Source organism: Caballeronia sp. A2-2 (assembly GCF_057612605.2).
Genome location: NZ_JBVFIR010000004.1, coordinates 345,246 through 364,482, shown reverse-complemented (window position 1 = coordinate 364,482; position 19,237 = coordinate 345,246). Strand labels below are relative to the sequence as shown.

General features: G+C 59.1%; 21 protein-coding genes. 13 read left to right on the top strand and 8 right to left on the bottom strand.

Annotation, left to right across the window (positions count from 1 at the left end):
• The first annotated feature begins 6 nt into the window (after window positions 1-6).
• Window positions 7-267 (top strand): hypothetical protein, encoded by a 261-nt coding sequence (locus ACZCWR_RS32660; RefSeq protein ID WP_487306215.1) that lies wholly within the window; start codon window positions 7-9, stop codon window positions 265-267.
• Window positions 268-290: 23 nt separating this feature from the next.
• A complete protein-coding gene (locus tag ACZCWR_RS32655) occupies window positions 291-548 on the top strand; it encodes a hypothetical protein (RefSeq protein WP_487306214.1) in 258 nt (85 codons plus the stop codon).
• Window positions 549-599: 51 nt separating this feature from the next.
• On the opposite strand, the gene ACZCWR_RS32650 is transcribed toward ACZCWR_RS32655, so the two are convergent.
• Entirely contained in the window at window positions 600-893 is a 294-nt protein-coding gene (locus ACZCWR_RS32650) for a hypothetical protein (RefSeq protein ID WP_487306213.1), read from the bottom strand.
• 962 nt (window positions 894-1,855) lie between these two features.
• On the opposite strand from ACZCWR_RS32650, the gene ACZCWR_RS32645 reads away from it, so the two are divergent.
• Window positions 1,856-2,929, top strand: coding sequence for a lipopolysaccharide biosynthesis protein (locus ACZCWR_RS32645; protein ID WP_487306212.1), 1,074 nt, complete (start codon window positions 1,856-1,858; stop codon window positions 2,927-2,929).
• Here ACZCWR_RS32645 and ACZCWR_RS32640 read toward each other — a convergent pair.
• Window positions 2,905-3,990, bottom strand: coding sequence for a maleylacetate reductase (locus ACZCWR_RS32640; protein WP_487306211.1), 1,086 nt, complete (start codon window positions 3,988-3,990; stop codon window positions 2,905-2,907). The genes ACZCWR_RS32645 and ACZCWR_RS32640 overlap by 25 nt on opposite strands.
• Window positions 3,983-4,849 carry an intradiol ring-cleavage dioxygenase gene (locus ACZCWR_RS32635; protein ID WP_487306210.1) on the bottom strand — a complete coding sequence of 289 codons (867 nt, stop codon included), beginning with the start codon at window positions 4,847-4,849 and terminating at the stop codon, window positions 3,983-3,985. Before ACZCWR_RS32635 ends, ACZCWR_RS32640 begins: the two co-directional genes overlap by 8 nt.
• 117 nt (window positions 4,850-4,966) lie before the next feature.
• Here ACZCWR_RS32635 and ACZCWR_RS32630 point away from each other — a divergent pair, with 117 nt between their 5' ends.
• From ACZCWR_RS32630 to ACZCWR_RS32605, 6 genes are all read left to right on the top strand, one after another.
• Window positions 4,967-5,887: a LysR family transcriptional regulator gene (locus ACZCWR_RS32630; RefSeq protein ID WP_487306209.1), complete on the top strand. Its 921-nt coding sequence runs from the start codon at window positions 4,967-4,969 to the stop codon at window positions 5,885-5,887.
• 237 nt (window positions 5,888-6,124) lie between these two features.
• Complete coding sequence (locus ACZCWR_RS32625) at window positions 6,125-6,589, top strand: VOC family protein (RefSeq protein ID WP_487306208.1); 465 nt, start codon at window positions 6,125-6,127, stop codon at window positions 6,587-6,589.
• Window positions 6,590-6,641: 52 nt separating this feature from the next.
• Window positions 6,642-7,853, top strand: coding sequence for an acyl-CoA dehydrogenase family protein (locus ACZCWR_RS32620; RefSeq protein WP_487306207.1), 1,212 nt, complete (start codon window positions 6,642-6,644; stop codon window positions 7,851-7,853).
• Window positions 7,854-7,883: 30 nt separating this feature from the next.
• Window positions 7,884-8,414 (top strand): flavin reductase family protein, encoded by a 531-nt coding sequence (locus ACZCWR_RS32615; protein ID WP_487306206.1) that lies wholly within the window; start codon window positions 7,884-7,886, stop codon window positions 8,412-8,414.
• A gap of 154 nt (window positions 8,415-8,568) precedes the next feature.
• Complete coding sequence (locus ACZCWR_RS32610) at window positions 8,569-9,786, top strand: MFS transporter (RefSeq protein ID WP_487306205.1); 1,218 nt, start codon at window positions 8,569-8,571, stop codon at window positions 9,784-9,786.
• Window positions 9,787-9,899: 113 nt separating this feature from the next.
• Window positions 9,900-10,631, top strand: a complete 732-nt coding sequence (locus ACZCWR_RS32605; protein WP_487306204.1) for a TetR/AcrR family transcriptional regulator — start codon at window positions 9,900-9,902, stop codon at window positions 10,629-10,631.
• A gap of 6 nt (window positions 10,632-10,637) precedes the next feature.
• Here the strand turns inward: ACZCWR_RS32605 and ACZCWR_RS32600 are convergent, their stop codons facing one another.
• A complete protein-coding gene (locus tag ACZCWR_RS32600) occupies window positions 10,638-11,048 on the bottom strand; it encodes a winged helix-turn-helix transcriptional regulator (protein WP_487306203.1) in 411 nt (136 codons plus the stop codon).
• A 98-nt stretch (window positions 11,049-11,146) separates the two neighbouring features.
• Between ACZCWR_RS32600 and ACZCWR_RS32595 the strand changes: the two genes are divergently transcribed.
• Window positions 11,147-11,893, top strand: a complete 747-nt coding sequence (locus tag ACZCWR_RS32595) for an SDR family oxidoreductase (RefSeq protein WP_487306202.1) — start codon at window positions 11,147-11,149, stop codon at window positions 11,891-11,893.
• On the opposite strand, the gene clpP is transcribed toward ACZCWR_RS32595, so the two are convergent.
• Window positions 11,882-12,523, bottom strand: coding sequence for an ATP-dependent Clp endopeptidase proteolytic subunit ClpP (clpP, locus tag ACZCWR_RS32590; RefSeq protein WP_487306201.1), 642 nt, complete (start codon window positions 12,521-12,523; stop codon window positions 11,882-11,884). The two genes, ACZCWR_RS32595 and clpP, sit on opposite strands and share 12 nt — an antisense overlap.
• Before the next feature lie 174 nt (window positions 12,524-12,697).
• Between clpP and ACZCWR_RS32585 the strand changes: the two genes are divergently transcribed.
• On the top strand, window positions 12,698-13,576 hold the full coding sequence (locus tag ACZCWR_RS32585; RefSeq protein WP_487306200.1) for a sigma-70 family RNA polymerase sigma factor: 879 nt from the start codon (window positions 12,698-12,700) through the stop codon (window positions 13,574-13,576).
• Window positions 13,577-13,702: 126 nt separating this feature from the next.
• Here ACZCWR_RS32585 and ACZCWR_RS32580 read toward each other — a convergent pair whose 3' ends face one another.
• Window positions 13,703-14,884, bottom strand: coding sequence for a glycosyltransferase family 9 protein (locus ACZCWR_RS32580; protein WP_487306199.1), 1,182 nt, complete (start codon window positions 14,882-14,884; stop codon window positions 13,703-13,705).
• Window positions 14,885-15,041: 157 nt separating this feature from the next.
• Between ACZCWR_RS32580 and ACZCWR_RS32575 the strand changes: the two genes are divergently transcribed.
• Complete coding sequence (locus ACZCWR_RS32575) at window positions 15,042-16,049, top strand: LacI family DNA-binding transcriptional regulator (protein ID WP_487306801.1); 1,008 nt, start codon at window positions 15,042-15,044, stop codon at window positions 16,047-16,049.
• Window positions 16,050-16,081: 32 nt separating this feature from the next.
• Here the strand turns inward: ACZCWR_RS32575 and ACZCWR_RS32570 are convergent, their stop codons facing one another.
• On the bottom strand, window positions 16,082-16,879 hold the full coding sequence (locus ACZCWR_RS32570) for a hypothetical protein (RefSeq protein ID WP_487306800.1): 798 nt from the start codon (window positions 16,877-16,879) through the stop codon (window positions 16,082-16,084).
• A 30-nt stretch (window positions 16,880-16,909) separates the two neighbouring features.
• The gene (locus ACZCWR_RS32565) at window positions 16,910-18,028 is read right to left on the bottom strand and encodes a peroxiredoxin family protein (RefSeq protein WP_487306799.1); all 1,119 of its coding nucleotides are present in this window, start codon (window positions 18,026-18,028) and stop codon (window positions 16,910-16,912) included.
• Between the two features lie 306 nt (window positions 18,029-18,334).
• On the opposite strand from ACZCWR_RS32565, the gene ACZCWR_RS32560 reads away from it, so the two are divergent.
• On the top strand, window positions 18,335-19,225 hold the full coding sequence (locus ACZCWR_RS32560) for a substrate-binding domain-containing protein (protein ID WP_487306810.1): 891 nt from the start codon (window positions 18,335-18,337) through the stop codon (window positions 19,223-19,225).
• Window positions 19,226-19,237: the final 12 nt, after the last annotated feature.

Below are 19,237 nucleotides of genomic sequence, written 5' to 3'. Positions count from 1 at the left end.
TTCAAAATGATCACGATCGCCAACATCGCCGCTGACAAAGACCTCGACCGCGCAGACATGGTTGCCATCAAGGGCGGTACGTCCTTCTTCTCGAATTCCGGCGTCAATGCCAACGTTCAGGCAGGCGGCGTGTCCTTCGGTTCGGCTCAGTCGAACGTCGCGCCGGTTACGCAAATCGATGCTTCGTCGCACACCAATGTCGATGCCACGACCGTCAACAAGTCGCTTACGTCCATCGGCAGCCTGATGGCTGGCGTGAAGCTCTAATTTAAAGCGCTAAGGAGACCATCATGCTGACGATCAAGAACCTGTCTGCCGAGAAAAACCTCGACCGCGCCGAAATGGATGCTGTGAAGGGCGGCACGTCGCTGTTCTCGAACTCTGCCTTCAATGGCAACCTGCAAAGCGGCGTGTCGTTCGCGAGCCCGCAGATCAACGTCGCGCCGGTGACGCAAGTCGATGCTTCGCAACACACCAGCGTGGACGTGAAGAACGTCACCAAGTCAGTGGACTCGGTCGGCAGCCTGGTGGGTGGACTGAAGCTGTAAAGCGCAGTGACGAGGAGGAGGGCGTGCTTCTCCTCCTCGAATCCTTCGTGCTTAAGTTCTGTCGAAGGAAGCGTCGTGCTTCAATCGCAGGCCTTCGAGAATGGCCTGCCGGTCTTCATAGAGCGATTCGAGCAGCATTTTTTCTGCATGAAGCGTTTGTTCTTCCATCGGTGTCAGCCAACCGATGTCCGCTGACAAGTCCGCGACGAACGCTTCGATCATCTCAATGTGTCGCTCGATCTGCGCGAGGCTTTCGCGCTCTATTGCACCGTTGGGCATCTTTATTGTTCTCTGCGGGGGCATCACACCGCAATCAAGAGCGGTCGCCCCAAAAGTAAAAACCACTTAGCTTTTTATAAGTGAGTCGGCGACATGAGCCGCGGCGGCTACACCTGTCGTTGATGGCCTTGTCGATCATACAGAGACCATGCGACACGATTGTGGCACGCTCATGCAGCTTCTCTTTGAGCGCTAAAGCACGATCCAACATACCGAGTGCTCCCTCCTATTCCGGCTTGCTTAATGTCTATTGCTAGCTGCGGATATCCTTTTTTTACCGTGCTGCGAATGCAGCAGGCGTCGCGGTGTCTTGACCATTAAAAAGGGTCTATATGCCCGAGGGCGGTGGTCTCAATTCGAACTGTTCATCATCATAAAAACACGAATGTTCGAACATAAATAGCCAGGATCAGACCGATCAAACTGCATTTATTACCGAAATGTCTTGGTTCAATTCCACCTCATCGAGCCAGTTCAGAGAACTTTAGGCCAAATCACTGGATTTTTAGCGTCATTTCGCGACTAAACAGTAACTATTGCGTTGTTAAGCAGTTGCTATAACGTTTTTACCCGTAACAAATATTTACAGCCCAAAAATTAGACGATACTCTGCACACTGTTGACCTGAATTGGGAAACGTTTGCCGGATAGAGACTTTATGTTTCTCTGAATAGGTAATAAATACCTTTTAATTGAGAACATCCATCTCCCGGCACGGGCCTTTGAACTGAAGTCGTTTAGTCATTTCGTGGGCCTCGTTAAGGCGAACCAATTGGTTGTTTGACTTCGCCAACAAGAGCGCTTGGGTTTTGCTCGCAGGACCGCGACAGAAGTACCGCATGGCTTCAGATTGTCTTCGCGTGCGTCGTTAGATGGAAAGCAAGACCGACACCGAAGCAATCGTTTGCGTTACTGCCCGATCGTTTGAACTTTGAACTGCCGAATGATCCGGGATGTGTGTCGTGGTTCTCATGCATTGCTCCTAGAAAGTAGCACTACTAACTGAAATGACTAACCGAAAGCTGACCATGAAAAGCTCTTTCAATCTCTTTTCCGCACTGAAAGTCTCGTCGATCGCCACGGCCCTGATGACGAGTGTGTTGCTTGCTGCCTGCGGCGGCGGCACGGATGGCGCGCTCGACGGCGCAGTTGCCAAGAGCGCGTTGCCGGAATCGACCGCCAAGGCCGCGACGAGCACCTCGATCTTCTATGGCGCGAACGGTCATAACACGAACGGCGGCGCGTACGACAACACGGCGGCCACCACGCAGCTTGCACAACTGCAGGATCTCGGTGTGAAGATCTACCGCAACGACACATACAGCCTCGCTTCGGCAAAGGTCGTGGCGAAGGTCGCGCAAACGATGGCCGCAGGCGGCGTGACGGTGTATCCCGTGATCATGCTGGGATTGGGTTTCAACACGGAGCAGGATGCCTACAACGCGGGTTACACGCTTGGCAAGCAGGTCGCCGGTACTTATAACTACAAGTACATTGAAGTGGGCAACGAACTGGAAGCGGCGACCCTCAACGGAAACGTCGATGGCACGAACTGGACACACTATTCGAACCAGCCGTTCATGATTGCGCGCGGCGTGATCCGCGGCCTGATTGCGGGCGTGAAGACGACGAACACGTCGGCGAAGATCATCGTGGACGGCACGTGGCTTCACTACTCGTTCTTCCAGATGCTGGCGGACGGATCGCAACCGGACGGCACGCATGGCCATCCGACCGTGAGCTGGGACATCACCGCGTGGCACTGGTATTCGGATCAGGGTGACATGACGCACGCATGCGGCGGCAGCGGTTGCTACAACATGCTTTCGATTCTCTCGTCGTTCGGCAAGCCGGTTTGGATCAACGAATTCGGCGTGCGTCCGAATTACGGCAGCTATCAGCAGATCGCGTCGTATCTGTCGGGCAGTCTGATGATGGCGCAGTTCCAGAGCCTTGCCGCAACGTACAACATTCAGTCGATTCAGTCGTTCGAACTCTATGACGATGGCGACGGCAACTACGGCTTGATGCAGGCCGACGGCAAGACGCAAAAGCCGGCGTACTCGGCGTATAAGAGCTACGTAGCCGCGCACCCGATGTAATCTGAAACAGGCGCGCTTCCGCTCCATGCTTCCTGAAGCAAGGAGCGAAGCGCTTCTCGCTCGATCGGTCTGGGATTCCAGTACGGATTCGACAGAGCAATCTCGCAGGCCCGATCGAGATCGCTCTCTTTCATGCCGATGTCGCGTAGTCCTGAAGGAATCTCAAGTTCGCGGCCAAGTTCGAAGATGCCGGGCGCGGCGCTTTCGGTTCGCAGTGCGCGAGCGATTCGTGTCATGGCATCGGGCGCGGCGTGGCTGTTGTAGGCCAGTGCGTGGGGCAGGACAATGGCGTGGGTCTGCGCGTGAGGAAGGTCGAAGCTCCCGCCCAGGGTGTGACAGAGCTTGTGATGCAAAGCCATGTCTACATGACCCAGCACGGCACCGCACAGCCATGCACCGTATAGGCAGTCGCTGCGTGCTTGCGGATCGCGAGCGTCTTTCTTGATGCCGCGCAGACCTGTTGCCAAAGCGCGTATTCCGTCTTCCGCCATCAACGACATGACCGGATTGCCATTGCGTGCATAAAGTCCTTCGGCAGCGTGCGCGATTGCATTGAGACCGCTCACGAACGACAAATCACGCGGTAATCCGAGTGACAACATCGGATCGTAGATCACGGTTTTCGGGAGGACGCGCAAGTCGCGTCCCGTGCGCTTGACTCCGTTTTCTGTCAGGCCATAAATCGGCGTCATTTCGGAGCCTGCGTAGGTTGTCGGAATGGCAAGTATCGGCAAGCTCGATTCAAGCGCGATGGCCTTGCCCAGCCCAACCGTGGAGCCGCCTCCGATTGCCACCGCGCAGTCTGCGCCGATGCTTCGCGCATGCTCGCGTGCGCGTCGCGCGGTTTCTATCGGAACGTGCATTTTTGCTTCGGCGAAGATGCCAGCGCTCAATGGTCCCAGGAGTTTCGAAACCTCGCTTGCTTGTGCTGTCTGTTCAGGCGTGCAAAGGATCAGGGCCCGTCGAGCGCCCAGCGCTTCGACTTCAGGCGCCACTTGAGCCAGCGCGCCTGCACCGAAGATGACTTTCGAAGGCTGGGATTGATAGATGAAGTCATGCATGTGCAGGACTCAGCACGAAATCGTATTCGACCGTGTAAAACGGGCTTTCCATCTTCGATCCATCCGGCGCCATGCCTGCTTCGTGTCGGGTCCAGTCGGCAATCAGGGTCGAGCGAACGCCGAACACGGCGTCGGAATCGAGATATCGATCGCCGTCCCGGAACACGTGCGTGATGAGCGTTTCGAAGCCCGGCGCCTCGATCATGAAGTGTAGATGCGCCGGCCGCCACGGATGCCGTCCCAAGGCTTCGAGCATGCGGCCCACGGGACCGTCATGCGGAATGGGATAGGCTTCCGCGAGAATCGAGCGAAAGTGAAAGTATCCTTCAGGATCACTACGCAAGCGTCCGCGCGCCTGCATGGAAGCGTCAGACGTTTTTTGGACATCGTAGAAGCCGTCTTCGTCGGATTGCCACACGTCGATTCGTGCGTTCGCGACTGGCGTGCCGTCCAGGCCGCGTATCTGTCCGCTCACGAAACATGGCTGACCGCGCGCGCCGTTGGCGATATCCGCACCGTTTGCAAATTCCGGCGCATCCGCGACATAGAACGGACCGAATACGGTGGCCTCCGTGCATTCGGCCGGCTTGCGGTTGTTCTGCGCCATGACGAGCATCGACAGACCAAGCGTATCGGAAAGCAGAATGAATTCTTGCCGCTTGTCGCCGGTGATATGCCCGGCATCGGTCAGAAACTCTATCGCCTTGAACCATTCGGCTTCGGTGAGTTTGACTTCGCGCGCGAAGCTATGCAGATGCTGCACGAGGCTCGTCATGATCGTGCGCAGGCGGCCATCGCACTGGTCGCTCATCGACGCGAGCACGGCCTGCGTAATGTTGTCTTCGCTGATGTTGCGCATCGCTCGTGTCTCCTGTGTGCGCTCGGGTATTGAGAAGGATAAGGTTAAGTGCCTTAAAGTGGAAAAGAAATGCGCTATAGTGAAATGACTTTTCCATCAGGCGGATAAATCACAAGAATGGACCGCTGGACGCAAATCGAATTATTCGTTTTGACGGCCGAACTGGGCAGTTTGTCCAAGGCGGCGGACCACCTCGGAATGTCGAATGCAGCGGCCAGCCGCACGTTGAGCGCGCTGGAAGAACGTCTTGGCGCTCGCCTGATCGAGCGCACCACGCGCCGGCAATGGCTCACGGATGCAGGACACGCCTACCGCAAAAGCTGCGTGGCAGTGCTCTCCGAGATGGCCGAAGCCGATGCCGCCGCGAACGAAGCAACCTTGCGCCCAAGCGGAATATTGCGGGTGACCAGTTCGGTGTCCTTCGCCGCGCTCCACATCGCGCCATTTCTGACTGAGTTCAATCGAAAGTATCCGGACATCTCCGTGCAGGTCACGGCGGCGAATCGCTATCCGGACTTTATCGAAGCAGGAATCGATATCGCCATTCGCACGCGCGAACACGAAGGCGATTCGGGAATCACAATACGCAAGCTGGCGGATACATCACGCGTGCTCGCGGCGTCGCCCGCGTACCTCAACGAACACGGGAAGCCATCTCGTCCCGAAGACTTGAGCCTGCACCGGATGCTGGTCTATAACCTCGCAGCCGACCCCTATCTCCTACATTTCACGCGCGGCGAAGAAACGCGAGATATTCCGATCACCAGCGTGCTCGATTCCAACGAAGGGCAAGTGATCGTCGCGGCGGGCAGGGCGGGATTGGGCATCGTGATTCAGCCGCTCTACATCATTTACGACGATATTGTCGCGGGGCGGCTCGTGCCCGTTCTCGACGAATGGCAGTTGCCGCGCCTCACCATCAATCTGGCTTATCAAAGCCGCCGCTATCAGCCCGCGAAGATCAGAGTCTTCACGCAATGCCTGATCGAATGGACGGAACGCCGGCATCTTGCCGTCAAGTGGACGTCCGTTCGCTAAGGCTCGCGCCTCAACGCTTCCCTCTTTACCGCTCGCAGAACCCGGGTTTGTCCTGATCGCAAATCTCTTGGACATGATTTTTGATCTTGTGTATTGTTTATCAAACAATAAGCACAGAGCAAAGATGCATGATGGTGCGCGCCTTGCTTTTATGGGGCATACGGGAGAAAAGCTCGCTGCAGTCAGGCTCAACGCTGTCGTTTTTGAGATTATTGGGCGATTAATAAAGGTAAAGCCATGCCAATCAGGAAATTAGGACATTTTTCGATTCGAACGTCGCGCCTCGAAGAATCCAAACGCTTCTATGTCGAGATTCTCGGCTTGCGCGTGGGATACCGCCCGCCGCTGGATTTCCCGGGCATCTGGCTGTATCAGGGCGGCGACGAGGCCGACTTCGGCGTGGTGCATCTGATCGGCACGCAAGGCGAGGGACGCGGCCTCGCCGATTACCTCGGCGAGAAAGCGTTCGCCGGACAAGGGACGGGCGCGCTCGACCATCTGGCGTTCCTCGCCACCGATATCGAAGGCTTTCGCCGCCGGCTCAAACGCGGTGAGATCGAGTATCGCGAGCGGATCTTGCCCGCGCTCGGATTAAGGCAAATGTTCTTCGCCGATCCATCGGGCCTGACGATCGAAATGAATTTTCCGGCCGTGGAAGAACAGGATGCGATGCAAGGCGCTCACGTACAGCGCGTCGACTGAAAACGACTGAACCAACCGAACCAATCTATAGACTCAGCACGGAGAACATCGAATGGAAACCTTGATCAAGATGACGAACAGTCAAGTCAATGGCGCCGAACTGGTCGGCCACGCGCAGGAAATGATTCCGTTCCTGCGCGAAATGGAGCAGCTCACCCAATCGATGCGCCGGCCGCCCGAGGAAGTCCGCTTGCGGCTCAAGGAAACCGGCCTCGCGCGGCTCTGGCAGCCGAAGCGTTACGGCGGCGCGGAAGGCGGTCTGGTCGAAGGCGCGGACATCCTGCGTGAGATCGGGCGCGGTTGCGGTTCCACGGCCTGGATTCTCGCGCAGAACATTCAGCACAACCTCATGCTGGCAGGATGGCCCGAACAGGCGCAGGACGAAATCTGGGGTGAAACGCCCGATGCGCTCGTCAGCGGCATTTTGATTCCGGGCATAGGCCGCGCGGTGAAGGTGGAGGGCGGTTATACGCTCTCCGGGCGCTGGCCGTTCGTGAGCGGCTCGGAAATCGCGGACTGGATTATTTTTACCGGCGATTGCCCGATTGGCGATTCAGGTGAGAAAGAGGAGCTTCATTTCGCCGTGCCGCGCAGCCAGGTTCAGATCCTCGATACGTGGTACACCATCGGTTTGCAGGGTTCGTCGAGTCAGGACTGTGTGCTCAAGGACGTATTCGTTCCCAAACACATGACGGTCACGATGGAAGACCTCAAAGGCCATGGCCGCAGTCCCGGCTCGAAGGTGAACAAGGGCTGGCAATACAGGATTCCTACGTATGCGCTGTTCGGATGCTATATCGGATGCGCGGCGTTGGGCATTGCCGAGGCCGCCGTCGAGCGTTATATCGATCACGCGCGCAAGCGGGCCTCCACCATGTCGGGCAGCGGTGTGTCCAGCTTCACGACGCAGCAAGTGAAAGTAGCGGAAGCGAAGACGGCTGTGCTGTCGGCGCGCCAACTCATCTATTCGGTGCTCAAAGAAGTCGAAGCACTGTTTCAGAATGGCGGAACGACGACCGTCGAGGACAGAACGCGTTACAGGGCCGTCGCGACGTACGCTGGAAGGCTCGCGGCATCGGCGGTGAATCTCGTGCTGGAAGCGGGCGGCGGTGGCGTGATTTACGAACGTAATCCCATTGCGCGTTGCGTGCTGGACATGACGGTCGCCAATCGTCATATCACGCAGAACTGGGACGTCAATGCATCGGCCTATGGCCGGGTACTGCTGGGTCTTCCAAGCGGCTCTCCGGCTTTGGACGACTAAGTCACCCGCGCGCAAAAAAGGACACACGACATGCCCACTTTATCCACCATTGAAAAGCGCGAACCCATTTCGCGCGATGCCTTTCTCACCGCCATGCGGCAATCGGCTTCGCCCGTATGCGTGGTGACCACGAGTTTCGAAGGCCAGCGCATGGCCTTGACGATCAGTTCGTTTCTCTCGGTTTCGGCCGATCCGCCGTTGATCTCGGTGTGCATCAACCGAAACAGCCGCATGTGTCAGGCGCTGACCGAAACCGGTACGTTCGCGGTACACATGCTCGCCGAAGATCAGGCGCATATCGCGGATACCTTCGCGGGCCGGCCGCGCGTGGGCGAGCCCTACGATTTTTCCTGCGCCACGTGGGTGTGTCAGGGCGAGGATTGCGAGCCGTTGATGTCGGGTGTGACGGCATCGGCGGAATGTTCGGTGATTTCCGGTGTCGATGCCGGCTCGCATCGATTATTCATTGCCGAAGTAAAGAGTCTCGCCACCAGTGAACGACGTCCGCTGCTTTTCTGGAACCGGCTTTATAGCTTTCCCGCTTCATCTTCGGAATCCTGAGCATTCAGTCGTAGCGATAGTTAAGAAATCAATCGGACCGAACGCTTGAGTTTGGTCTGCAAGCATGAAAAAACACGCTAAAGAATTGCGGACTTCAAAGCCGCAAGGGCGGAGCTTTGTTTAATTTCCATTCACCACCGAGCAGAGGGCGGTCATGAAAAATCGTTGGCTAGCGCTGGGCATTATTTTCATATCGTTTTTACAGTTCACCTTGAACTGGTTTTGTATCGTGCCTGCGTTCGGCGATATAGCCAAGGAGATGAACCTGTCATTCACGCAAGTGGGCGGCATCGTCGGCATGTTTATCGCCGGTTATGGAATCGCGCATATTCCCGGCGGCTGGTTTGCGGAACGCTACGGGATGCGCGCCGGGATGATCTTCGGCATCGTGGTCGAGACGATCGGCGCGGCGCTTTCGTCGTGGTCGCCTTCTTACGGGATGCTGCTGTTCGGGCGGCTGCTGTGCGGCATCGGCGGATCGGTTTATATCGGCAGCGCGATCGGGCTGACCGCCGCATGGTTTCGCGGCAAGGAATTGGCGACGGCAAACGGCATCATGCAGGGCGCGGGTTTCACGGTAAGCGCGGCCATCGGCCTGTTCGCATGGGGACCGGTCGTGGCTTCGCTCGGATGGCGGCACGGCTTGCTCACCGGCGCCGCGATCGGCCTCGCGACGCTCGTGTTCCTACTGGCGTTCTTTCCCACGCCGCCCGCAAGCGACAGCGACGTGCTCGAAGGTCATCATCTGGGCAAGAACTCGCTGCGACGGGTGTTCGGCAATCCGGTGCTGTGGATCATGGGACTCGCGTTGCTCGGCGCATACGGCAGCTACTTCAGCGCCGCGCAATTGCTCGGTCACTATGCGCAGGAAAAGCTCAAGGTGGGCGCCGCCGCGGCGGATTCCATCGGCGTCATTCTGATGCTCAGCGGCATTCTCGGCGGGCTCATCGGCGGCTGGTTGACGGACCGTGTGTTCGGACTGCTGCCGACTTTCGTTTCCGCGTGCGTCGTCGAAGGCATCATGTTCTTGCTGATGCCGCACCTCAACCTGTTCGGCGTGCAGATCGCGGCGGCGGTGGTCGGCGCGGCATTGATCGCGGCGTTCGTGCCGTGGGTGTCGATTCCGGGCGAGGCCGGCAGCCGCTTCATGCTCTCCGATGTGCCGACCGCCGTGGGCCTCATGCTCAGCATCGTGGCGATTGGCGGGGCGACCATTCCGCCACTGTTCACGAAGATCGCCACCGAATGGGGTTTCGATGCAGCGTGGCGGTTCCAGGGTGCGGTGTCGATCGCCTTTTCCATGCTCGCGTTCCTGACGAAAGCCCGGCGTGCGCCGCGTCTCCGGATGACCCGCGACATCGAGTTGGGATAAGGCATTTTCGAAGCCTCATGCGCTCACCCGAACGGCATGCTGGTCTATACTATCAGCCGATAAATAAGACGATTTCGCACGATGCGAAGTCGCCGTACTTCGAGGAGACGCGCATGAAAGCGACCAAGGCGAAGCCGGCGGAAGCAAGCAAGCCCCGAGCGAAAGCCGCCACCGTTCGGCTCTCGAAGGAAGAACGCGAAAGGCAGATCGTCCAGAAGGCAATTCAGCTTTTCGCGGAGCGGGGCGTGGGCACGAGCACGCATGAAATCGCGCGGGAACTGGGAATCACGCAACCGCTTTTGTATAACTATTTTCCGACAAAAGAAGCGCTGCTCGACCGTGTGTACGACGAAGTATTCGTGCGCAAGTGGGACCCGGTTTGGGAAGACTGGCTCGCGGATGGAACGATACCGCTTTCGGACCGGCTCAAGCGCTATTTGAAGGACTACGCGCGCTATATCCTCAAGAGCGACTGGATTCGCATTTTCATATCCGCGGGCTTGACGCGTGAAGGCATCAATCAGCGTTATGTCGCTCGATTGCGCGAGCGGCACTTTCTTGTCATCGCGCGTGAAATGCGCCGTGAATACGATATTCCCGAACCGCGCAACGAAGAAGAACTGGAAGATGAAATCGAACTGATCTGGTCGATGCACTCCAGCGTGTTTTATATCGGCGTGCGGAAATGGATTTACGCGCTGCCTGCGCCGACTGAACTCGACCGGCGAATCGACATGCGTGTCGATAGTTTTTTGCTGGGCGCGCCGCAGGTCATCAAGGAAACGCGCTGTCTCGCGCGTCGTGCCGAAGCTTCACAATCGACCTTGGTCAAGCTGGACGAGTAGGGCGCATCACGCCACATGGCTTGTCTTTTGACGCGCATCGAAATCGGCGCGCGCGGCTTCTATTTTGCTGAAGTTTCCTTCCGCCCATAGCCAGACGCCGCAAAAGGCCGCGCCGAGACTCATGCCCAAATCCGTGAGCTGATATTCGACTTTCGGTGGAATCACCGGGTGGACCGTGCGCTTCACCAATCCGTCGCGCTCCATCTGCCGCAGCGTTTGCGTGAGCATCTTCTGGCTGATGGTCGGAACCAGCTTGCTGATTTGCGTGAAGCGGCGTTCGCCGTGATCGGCGAGCACTTCGAGGATCAACATCGTCCATTTGTCCGCCACGCGCCCGATGATATCCATGACGAGCGCGTTGATGGCGGGATCGCTGTCCGGCCACGGTTTCTCGCGCGTTCCGTCCGAAACGTTCATCTCACTCTCCTTTTGGTAAGTACCCGACTTTTCGGTGCCTTCTTCCCAAAATATCGTAGCAGTGAAAAGATGACGCATCCACTTCAACGGAGCGAAACATGAAAGCCCAGGGCAATACCATCCTTATTACCGGTGGCGGTTCGGGAATCGGCGAAGCGCTCGCGCATCGGCTGCACGATCAGGGGAATACCGTGCTGATCGCCGGACGCCGGTTGGATACGCTAAAAAAAACGGCGCAGGGGCGCGACAACATCGTGCCGGTCGAACTCAATATCGACGATCCGAAATCGATCGATGCCTTCGCCGCGCGCGTAACAGCGGAACGTCCCGCGCTCAATGTGCTCATCAATAACGCGGGCATCATGCGCATGGAAAAGCTCGACGAAAAGCGCGATCTTACGGATGCCGAAGCGACCATCACGACGAATCTGCTCGGGCCCATTCGCCTCATCAACGCGTTGATCGACCATCTTTCGAGCCAGCCGGATGCGGTGATCGTCAACAACACATCGGGTCTCGCGTTCGTGCCGCTGATTTTCACGCCGACGTATTCCGCGACCAAGGCCGCGATTCACTCTTACACCGTGTCCTTGCGCGAAGTGCTCAAGGGGAAGGTCGAAGTGATCGAACTCGCGCCACCCGCCGTGCAGACGACGCTCACACCGGGTCAGGAAACGCGCGAAGGTTACCAGCCGCTGAACGAATTCGCGGATGAAGTCATCGCTCTTCTGAACACGCAGCCGACGCCTTCGGAAGTGCTGGTCAAGCGAGTCGGGTTCCTGCGTTTCGCGGAGAAGGAAAACCGCTTCGCCGAAACCTTGAAGACGCTGAACTCACGCGGTTAAGGCACTTGAACCTCGCGCGGCAAGCACATCGTCGATCAGGCCGTAGCTTTTGGCTTCATCCGCCGACATGAAGTTATCGCGCTCGGTATCCCGCTCGATCTGCTCGACGCTTTGCCCGGTGCAGTCCGCGAGTGCCGTGTTGAGCCTTTTCCGCAGATACAACACCTCGCGCGCCTGTATTTCGATGTCCGCCGCCGTGCCCTGACTGCCGCCCGAGGGCTGATGGATCATGATGCGGGCATTGGGCAGCGCGTAACGCTTGCCTTTTTGTCCGGCAGCCAGCAGCGACGTTGCCATGCTCGCCGCGAACCCGGTGCACAGCGTGGAAACGGCGGGCTTGATGAACTGCATGGTGTCGTAGATCGCGAGTCCGTCATAAACCGAACCGCCGGGCGAATTGATATAGAGCGCGATGTCCTTGTCCGGATTCTCCGATTCGAGAAACAAAAGTTGCGCGACCACGAGGCTGGCGGATTGCGCATCCACGGGACCGACCAGAAACACGATGCGCTCACGCAGCAGGCGCGAGTAAATATCGTAGGCGCGTTCGCCGCGTCCCGAATGTTCGACGACAGTGGGAACCAGCCCGAGCGCGGCGGGCACGGATGACGGATAAAGCGTGTTCGGCATGAAGGCGTCCATTGGCGAGGAACAATACCTACATGACGGCGCGCATCCCGGCCATGTGACAGACAAATTTTTCAAGCGGCGTGTCACGTTTCAGGCGCTTGCTTCGTCATACGCATGAACGACGGCGTTCTGGCAGACTAAAGACGCCGGCCCAACTTGCACGGAGCATTCAGCATGACCGACTCATTCGATGTTTTCGACACCCAACGCCGCCGCCTGCTGTCCCTGTCTTACCGCATGCTCGGCAGCCGCGCGGAAGCCGAAGACATCGTGCAGGATGCGTGGCTCAAATGGCATGCATCCGACCGTACCGAACTTCGCGAGCCCGCCGCGTGGCTGACCACCATCGTCACACGGTTGTCCATCGACCGGCTGCGGGCGTTGCAGACAGAACGCGCCGCGCAGGAAAGCGGCTGGTTGCCGGACCCGTGGATCGACGCGCTCGCGCCATCGGCGGAAGAGGGCGTGCTCGACGGCGCACAACTGTCGTACGGCCTCATGCTCTTGCTCGAACGGCTCTCGCCCGACGAACGCGCGGCGTTTCTGCTGCGCGAGGCGTTCGATAGCGATTACGCCGCCATTGGCGAGGCCATCGGCAAGCACGCGGTGCATTGCCGGCAATTGATTCATCGCGCCAAATCCAAGCTGGCGCGCGCGGGCGCGTTGTCGAAGCGCAGTGACGCGGTGGCACAACGGCGTGTCGTCGATCAATTGCGCGATGCGATTTCCGCGCAGGATCACAAGGCGCTGCTCGATGTGCTCAACCGCGCTCACGTCATCAGCGACACGCCGGAGCCCACCGTCGCGAGCGCGGCGCACGCCGAGGCTGTTTCGGTCGGAAAGGAAGCCGGGGTCGCGTTCCTGGTCGAAGGCGATATCGTGGCGCTGTGGGTGCCGTGGGTCGACGCGCGCGGCGTGTTGATGTGGCACGTCGTGACGCAACCGGCGTCGCTCGTCGGTGTGAACCAGATTCTCGGGCGTGCGGCCGTCGTGCGGCTGCTTACTCGCCCGGCGGTCCGTCCATCTTGGGATTTCTGTGAGGCACTTGCGTAGGCGCGGCGGATGGGCTCGCGCCATCCTGCGATGACGAACTCGCCTGCGCCGCGCATCCGGCCAGAATGAGCAGCAGAGCACCGAGCGCGGCTCGAATCATGTTGGCATCCCGAAGAAAGATCGAAGTCAGGAAAGACTTTGATCTGTCGATGCTACTACGCGCTGCTGCACATTCACCGACTCCAACACCGCTTGCACCACCCGATCCACGCTCGGCCAGTTCTTTTCATGCTGATTCTCGACATAGCTTTCCGGCGACACGCTGCGATACTGCTCCGGATAGCCCCAGATGGCATCGTGGACCGTGGGGCGCGTGATGCTGCCGCCCACTACCGCGACGGTCGGCCGGCGAAACGCGGCGGCGACGTGCATGAGCATCGACGAATTCGACAGTACGACGCTCGCGCCTTCGGCAAGGGCGAAGACGGTGCGCATCGGCACGGCGCCGGCGAGCGTACGCACCGGTGCGTTTTGCCCGACTGCGGCGATGACCTTGTTCGCCGCCGCCCGGTCGGCTTCGCTGCCGACGATCACAATGTCGCACACGTCGCCTGCCTGCTTCACGGCCGATGCGATTTTCACGAGCGCCGCCGCCACCTGACGCGGTTCCCACGCCTTGGTCTGCACGCCCGCTCCGACGCCGACCAGCACGCGCACCACACGTCCGCTCACCGGCGCGGCATTCCAGAACTTCGCCGCACGCGAACGCTCATCCGCCGTGAGAAAAAGCTGCGGCCGCGCTTCCGGAAGCTCGGTCGCGCCCAGCAATTCCGCCTGCGCCAACGCCGCACGTCCAGACTGACGGCGTGCGAAATCGATATATTCCTGACATCCCGTATGACCCCCGCGATAACCCCGCACGCCGATGCGATAGCGCGCCCCGAGCCGCATCATCAGGATCGCGCCCATGAAGCTGCCGAGCACGTCGATGCAGACATCGAATCCGCCGCGTTGGCGCAGCGCCGCGACCTGCGGCGATTTCCAAAGAAACCGCAGAATGTCGCGCGGCGAGCGTTCCTTGACGATCTTGTTGTTCCACGGCGCATCGATCTCGACGATCTCGTCGATATACGGATTGTTTTCCAGAATCGGCCGGCCCCAATGCCCGATGCCCGCGACAATGCGCGTCGTCGGAAAGCGCTTTTTCAGCGCCTCGAAAATGGGCGTGGTGGTCAGCAGTTCGCCGAAGTCGTTCGGGCGCAGGACGAGGATTTCGCGCGGCGTGTCGCGGTGCGGATCGTGTCGCGGCGGATAGAAGCGCGCGAGGGTCCAGACCGGCATTTCCGTCAGCAATTTCTTCCAGCCCATTTCTCCTCCGATGCATGCGACAGGCAGCGCTCGACAATCGGCGCCGCGATACGGGAAGGATTGTGCCCGCTGAAGATATGACGATCTGTTGGAAGCCTGACGGAATTCGTCTTTTAGCCGCGCGTTACACTGCAACTTTTCCGCATCGGACAGCGCCGTGCCCAAAGTGTCCACGATTCGCGAAGTCGCGGAGTACGCCAAGGTCTCGAAAGCGACCGTCTCGCGCTATCTGAACCGCAGTCTCGCGTTGCCGCCGGAAACGGCCGAACGCATCGATGCCGCCATCGTGGCGCTGAAGTACCGGCAGAACAGTCTTGCGCGCCGCCTGAGTCTGGGCAGCAGCGAAACCATCGGTCTCGCGATGCCGGACGTCGCCAATCCCTTCTTCGCCGAGATCGCGGATGAAGTCGAACTCGCCGCGTCCGAGCATGGTTATGGGCTGTCCTTGTGCATCACGCGCAATCAGCCGGAGCGTGAATCGCTGTACGTTGGCTGGCTCGACACGCAACATCTCGACGGGCTGATTCTCGTGTCGAACCGGCCGGATCAGGGTTCGTTGCGCGCGTTGATCGGCACGCGCAGCAATATCGTCGTGATCGATGAAGACGTGCCGGGCGCGGAAGTGCCCAAGGTCCTCGTCGATAACGAGCAGGGCGGTTTTCTGGCGACGCAGCATCTCGTTCAGGCGGGGCATCGGCGGATTGCGCATGTCAGCGGGCCGCGCGGGTTGTTCACGGTGCAGGAGCGTTGCGAGGGATATCGGCGGGCGCTGACGCAAGCAGGCATTGAGTTCGATGAAGCGCTCGTCTGCTTCGGTTCCTACGAGCGCGAGTTCGGCGCGACGGCGCTTGGGCGGCTGCTCGCGTTGCCATTGCCGCCGACCGCGATTTTCGCCGCGAGCGATTATCTTGCGGTCGGCTTGCTCGAAACCTTGCGCGATCGAGGCATCGAGGTGCCGCGCGATATGTCGATCGTCGGCTTCGACGACATGGAGTTCGCCAGCCTGCTGATGCCGCCCATCACCACGATGCGCCAGTCCGCGCGCGATCTCGGGCGCACGGGCGTCGAGTTGCTGCTTGCGCGTCTGACTGGCGATGCCGCGCCCACCATTCGGCGTTTGCCGGTTCGGTTGATCGAACGAGCGTCCGTCGCGCCGCCTCGTTGATGCACTAACGTCCAAGAACGGTCTAAGAACGCTCAGGGAAAGCACATGTTGAAGCGCGCAGGCACGCCGTTCAGCACCACCGCGCCTATTTCGTACGAGCCGGTCGGCGCGGCTTCGTAGAGGTACGTGCCGTTTTCTCCGGTGGCGACCGTGCTTTTGCAGTTGTCGAAAAAAGTGGTTTGACAGGGTTTGGGACCATAAATCTGGTGGCCCGCCTTGTCGGCGGACCCCGACGCGATCGTGCACGAGCACACGATCTGGTCTTGTCCGAGCCGGCCCAGACCGGGAAACGATTGGCCTCGTGTGCTTGAGAAACAGACCCCGCCGTCGCACGAGGCGTAGGCGCCGGAAGCCGGCGACGGAGGGCAAAAGTAGAGCGCGCGGTCCCCCGATCCTCCGACGCTGGAGGGTGGCACGCTGAAGGTGCTCACCACGAAGCCGTTGCCCGCGCCTGCAGCGTTGAAGGTGCACACGTCCCCGCCGGGGTATGACAATTTGCGGCTGACACTATCGCCGAACAGCAAGTTGCAGCGGCAATAGGCAACGCTGTTATAAACAAAGCAGCGCACACCGGCGCACAGCGCGTACTCCTGATTGCGGCAGATCGAGAGTCCTTTCTGCGCGGCGGCAGGCGCGATATCGACTTGAGTGCCGGTAGGCGTACTGCTCGCGGCCCAGCTTTTCCTTGCGAGCGAGGTCAACAACGCACCGAACAGACCACCGCCCAGCAGTTGTAGGCTTTTGCGCCGGGCCGGTTGGCGCGCGATTGCTTTGGTCCACTCATCGAATTGAGTTTGCCTTGCGTTTGAGTCGGTGGAGTGGGCTTTCATGGCGGCTTCCTGAAATGTGCGGGCATTGAATCAGAGAGGTTGTTCGCGCAATGACAAATAACCTTCGGCATGAAGTTGATCGTCGTTCGAAGAAGCGCTGGGTCTGGCCGCCAAGGCCAGAATGGCGTCGGAACCCTCCGCCATATCCGATTCCAGCACGCCACGCTCATCGATGAGATAACCCACCGGCGTGGCGAACGTGGCGTATTGAAGCGAGACCTCCCAGTTTCTCTGAAGCACTATCGGGAGCGTCAGTCCGAGCTTGGCCACCTTCTGCCGGTTAATCTCGATGTCTTGCCGGCTGACCATGAGCACCACCAAATCTTTCCGCTCGCGATGCACACGTTCCAGGTGCGGAGCCAAAAGCTCGCATGGGCCACAACCGGGATCGGTGAAGACAAGCAGCAACCGCTTGCCCCGAAAATTCTCAAGCGTGAGTTCTCTTCCTTCCAAACTCGGCAAGCGAAAATTTGGCGCAGGCGTTCCGGCTTTGAGTCCGCTGCGATTCAGCCTGCTTTTGTTCAAGGGTTTGTTTCCGCGCAAAGCATGGGGCGTCGGTGACGCCGCTAACGTCACTAACGCCATCAACGCTTCCGCACCCAAAGCCAGCTCACTGGCGAGCGTTCCGTTTTCGTCGACGAGGTAGCCCGTCGGCGTGCCGTGAGCCTCATATTGCGCGGCCACTTCCGTATCCTTCTGAAGCAACACCAGGCAGCCGATGCCGTGCGTCTGGAAAAATTTGCGGTTCGCCTCGGCGTCTCCCGTGCTTATCACCAGCAACATTGGCTTGCCATCTTGTCCTTCAGATGCGAAAGCCGCCAGTTCCGGCGCCATGCCCGTGCAGAAACCGCAGGCAGGGTTGAAGAAGGTGAGCAAAACAGTCCGGCCTCGAAACGCCGACAGCCGATGAAGCGTGCCCGAAAGGTCGGGCAGTTCGAAGTCCGGGGCCTTGGAGCCTATCGGAAGTCCACTCGGGGCAGTCGATGCAGCATGGCCCGGCTCCGGCAATCCGCCCGCAAATCCGTTTTCGAGCCGCTCAAGACTCAGCAAGATGCGCCCATGTTGGCGCACTAGCTGATAGCCGAACCAGCAGCCGAAGACGATCAGTAACCAAGGCAAACCTATAGCGAAGACCAGGAGTGTCGTCATAGGAAACTCGATGCGTGGCTTCCGACCAAATGAATTGGTGATAGTCCAAGGGATGACGTACGTCAAGCCAGCGCTCCCAGCGGTCACTCGCAGCCGTTGGCAACGGCAGATTCGTCAGACGCAAGCTTGCTTAGCTTTACCAACCACTTTCACCACAGCCGACTTTTATTTTGACCGATTGACACGAGCGGCATGGCGGAAGTAACTTAGGTAAACCGGTTTACAAACCCGCGATGGAGGGCTGTGATGAACGCCATGTTGTTACGCCGAATCGTATCGATGGTCGCCCTGACGACCGCCGGATCGATGTTTGCCATGTCGGGCGCGCACGCAGCCGACAAGAAAAAGATCGCACTGGTCCAGATCAATCAGGAAGCTTTGTTTTTCACCCAAATGGACGATGGCGCGCAAAAAGCCGCAAAGGCTGCGGGCGCGGACCTCGCCATCTTCAATTCGAACAACGATCCGAACGCGCAGAACAACGCCATCGAAACGTATATCCAGCAGAAGGTGGATGCGTTGCTGGTGGTCGCCATCGACGTGAACGGCATCAAGCCCGCGATTGCGGAGGCCAAGAAGGCGGGCATTCCGGTCGTCACCATCGATGCCATCGTCAACGGCGACAACGATGTTCAGGTAGGCGTCGACAATCTCAAGGTCGGCAAGGATATCGGCACGGTCACGGCGGATTACATCAAGAAGTCGATGGGCGGAAAGGCCAGCGTCGGCGTGGTTGGCGCGCTGAATTCGTACATTCAGAACGTGCGTCTGGACGGCTTCAAGTCGGGACTCGCGGGCGCGCCGAACGCGAAGATCGTCTCCACGGTCGATGGCCAGAACGTGCAGGATCAGGCGCAGACCGCTGCTGAAAACCTCATCTCCGGCAATCCGAACATGCAGGTCGTGTATGCGACCGGCGAACCGGCGCTGATCGGTCTGGTTGCCGCCGTCTCGGCGCAAAGCGCGACCGACCGCGTGAAGATTTTCGGCTGGGATCTGAGCGCGCAGGCGATCAAGGGTATCGATCAGGGCTTCGTCGTCGCGGTCGTGCAGCAAGACCCGGAAGGCGAGGGCAAGGCGGCCGTGAACGCGGCGCTCAAGCTGATCGCCAAGCAGCCGGTGGAGAAGAACATTTCCGTGCCGGTGACCATCGTCACCAAGGCGAACGTGGCGAAGTACCGGAGCGTGTTCAAGTAAGGGGACGCACAT

Bases quoted from the DNA above. Each gene is read 5' to 3' on its own strand.
- clpP (WP_487306201.1), bottom strand. From the start codon at position 12,523: ATGCCGAACACGCTTTATCCGTCATCCGTGCCCGCCGCGCTCGGGCTG.
- ACZCWR_RS32580 (WP_487306199.1), bottom strand. From the start codon at position 14,884: ATGGGCTGGAAGAAATTGCTGACGGAAATGCCGGTCTGGACCCTCGCG.
- ACZCWR_RS32620 (WP_487306207.1), top strand. From the start codon at position 6,642: ATGGAAACCTTGATCAAGATGACGAACAGTCAAGTCAATGGCGCCGAA.
- ACZCWR_RS32565 (WP_487306799.1), bottom strand. From the start codon at position 18,028: ATGACGACACTCCTGGTCTTCGCTATAGGTTTGCCTTGGTTACTGATC.
- ACZCWR_RS32600 (WP_487306203.1), bottom strand. From the start codon at position 11,048: ATGAACGTTTCGGACGGAACGCGCGAGAAACCGTGGCCGGACAGCGAT.
- ACZCWR_RS32595 (WP_487306202.1), top strand. From the start codon at position 11,147: ATGAAAGCCCAGGGCAATACCATCCTTATTACCGGTGGCGGTTCGGGA.
- ACZCWR_RS32630 (WP_487306209.1), top strand. From the start codon at position 4,967: ATGGACCGCTGGACGCAAATCGAATTATTCGTTTTGACGGCCGAACTG.
- ACZCWR_RS32655 (WP_487306214.1), top strand. From the start codon at position 291: ATGCTGACGATCAAGAACCTGTCTGCCGAGAAAAACCTCGACCGCGCC.
- ACZCWR_RS32660 (WP_487306215.1), top strand. From the start codon at position 7: ATGATCACGATCGCCAACATCGCCGCTGACAAAGACCTCGACCGCGCA.
- ACZCWR_RS32585 (WP_487306200.1), top strand. From the start codon at position 12,698: ATGACCGACTCATTCGATGTTTTCGACACCCAACGCCGCCGCCTGCTG.
- ACZCWR_RS32645 (WP_487306212.1), top strand. From the start codon at position 1,856: ATGAAAAGCTCTTTCAATCTCTTTTCCGCACTGAAAGTCTCGTCGATC.
- ACZCWR_RS32625 (WP_487306208.1), top strand. From the start codon at position 6,125: ATGCCAATCAGGAAATTAGGACATTTTTCGATTCGAACGTCGCGCCTC.
- ACZCWR_RS32640 (WP_487306211.1), bottom strand. From the start codon at position 3,990: ATGCATGACTTCATCTATCAATCCCAGCCTTCGAAAGTCATCTTCGGT.
- ACZCWR_RS32610 (WP_487306205.1), top strand. From the start codon at position 8,569: ATGAAAAATCGTTGGCTAGCGCTGGGCATTATTTTCATATCGTTTTTA.
- ACZCWR_RS32560 (WP_487306810.1), top strand. From the start codon at position 18,335: ATGTTTGCCATGTCGGGCGCGCACGCAGCCGACAAGAAAAAGATCGCA.
- ACZCWR_RS32615 (WP_487306206.1), top strand. From the start codon at position 7,884: ATGCCCACTTTATCCACCATTGAAAAGCGCGAACCCATTTCGCGCGAT.
- ACZCWR_RS32635 (WP_487306210.1), bottom strand. From the start codon at position 4,849: ATGCGCAACATCAGCGAAGACAACATTACGCAGGCCGTGCTCGCGTCG.
- ACZCWR_RS32605 (WP_487306204.1), top strand. From the start codon at position 9,900: ATGAAAGCGACCAAGGCGAAGCCGGCGGAAGCAAGCAAGCCCCGAGCG.
- ACZCWR_RS32570 (WP_487306800.1), bottom strand. From the start codon at position 16,879: ATGAAAGCCCACTCCACCGACTCAAACGCAAGGCAAACTCAATTCGAT.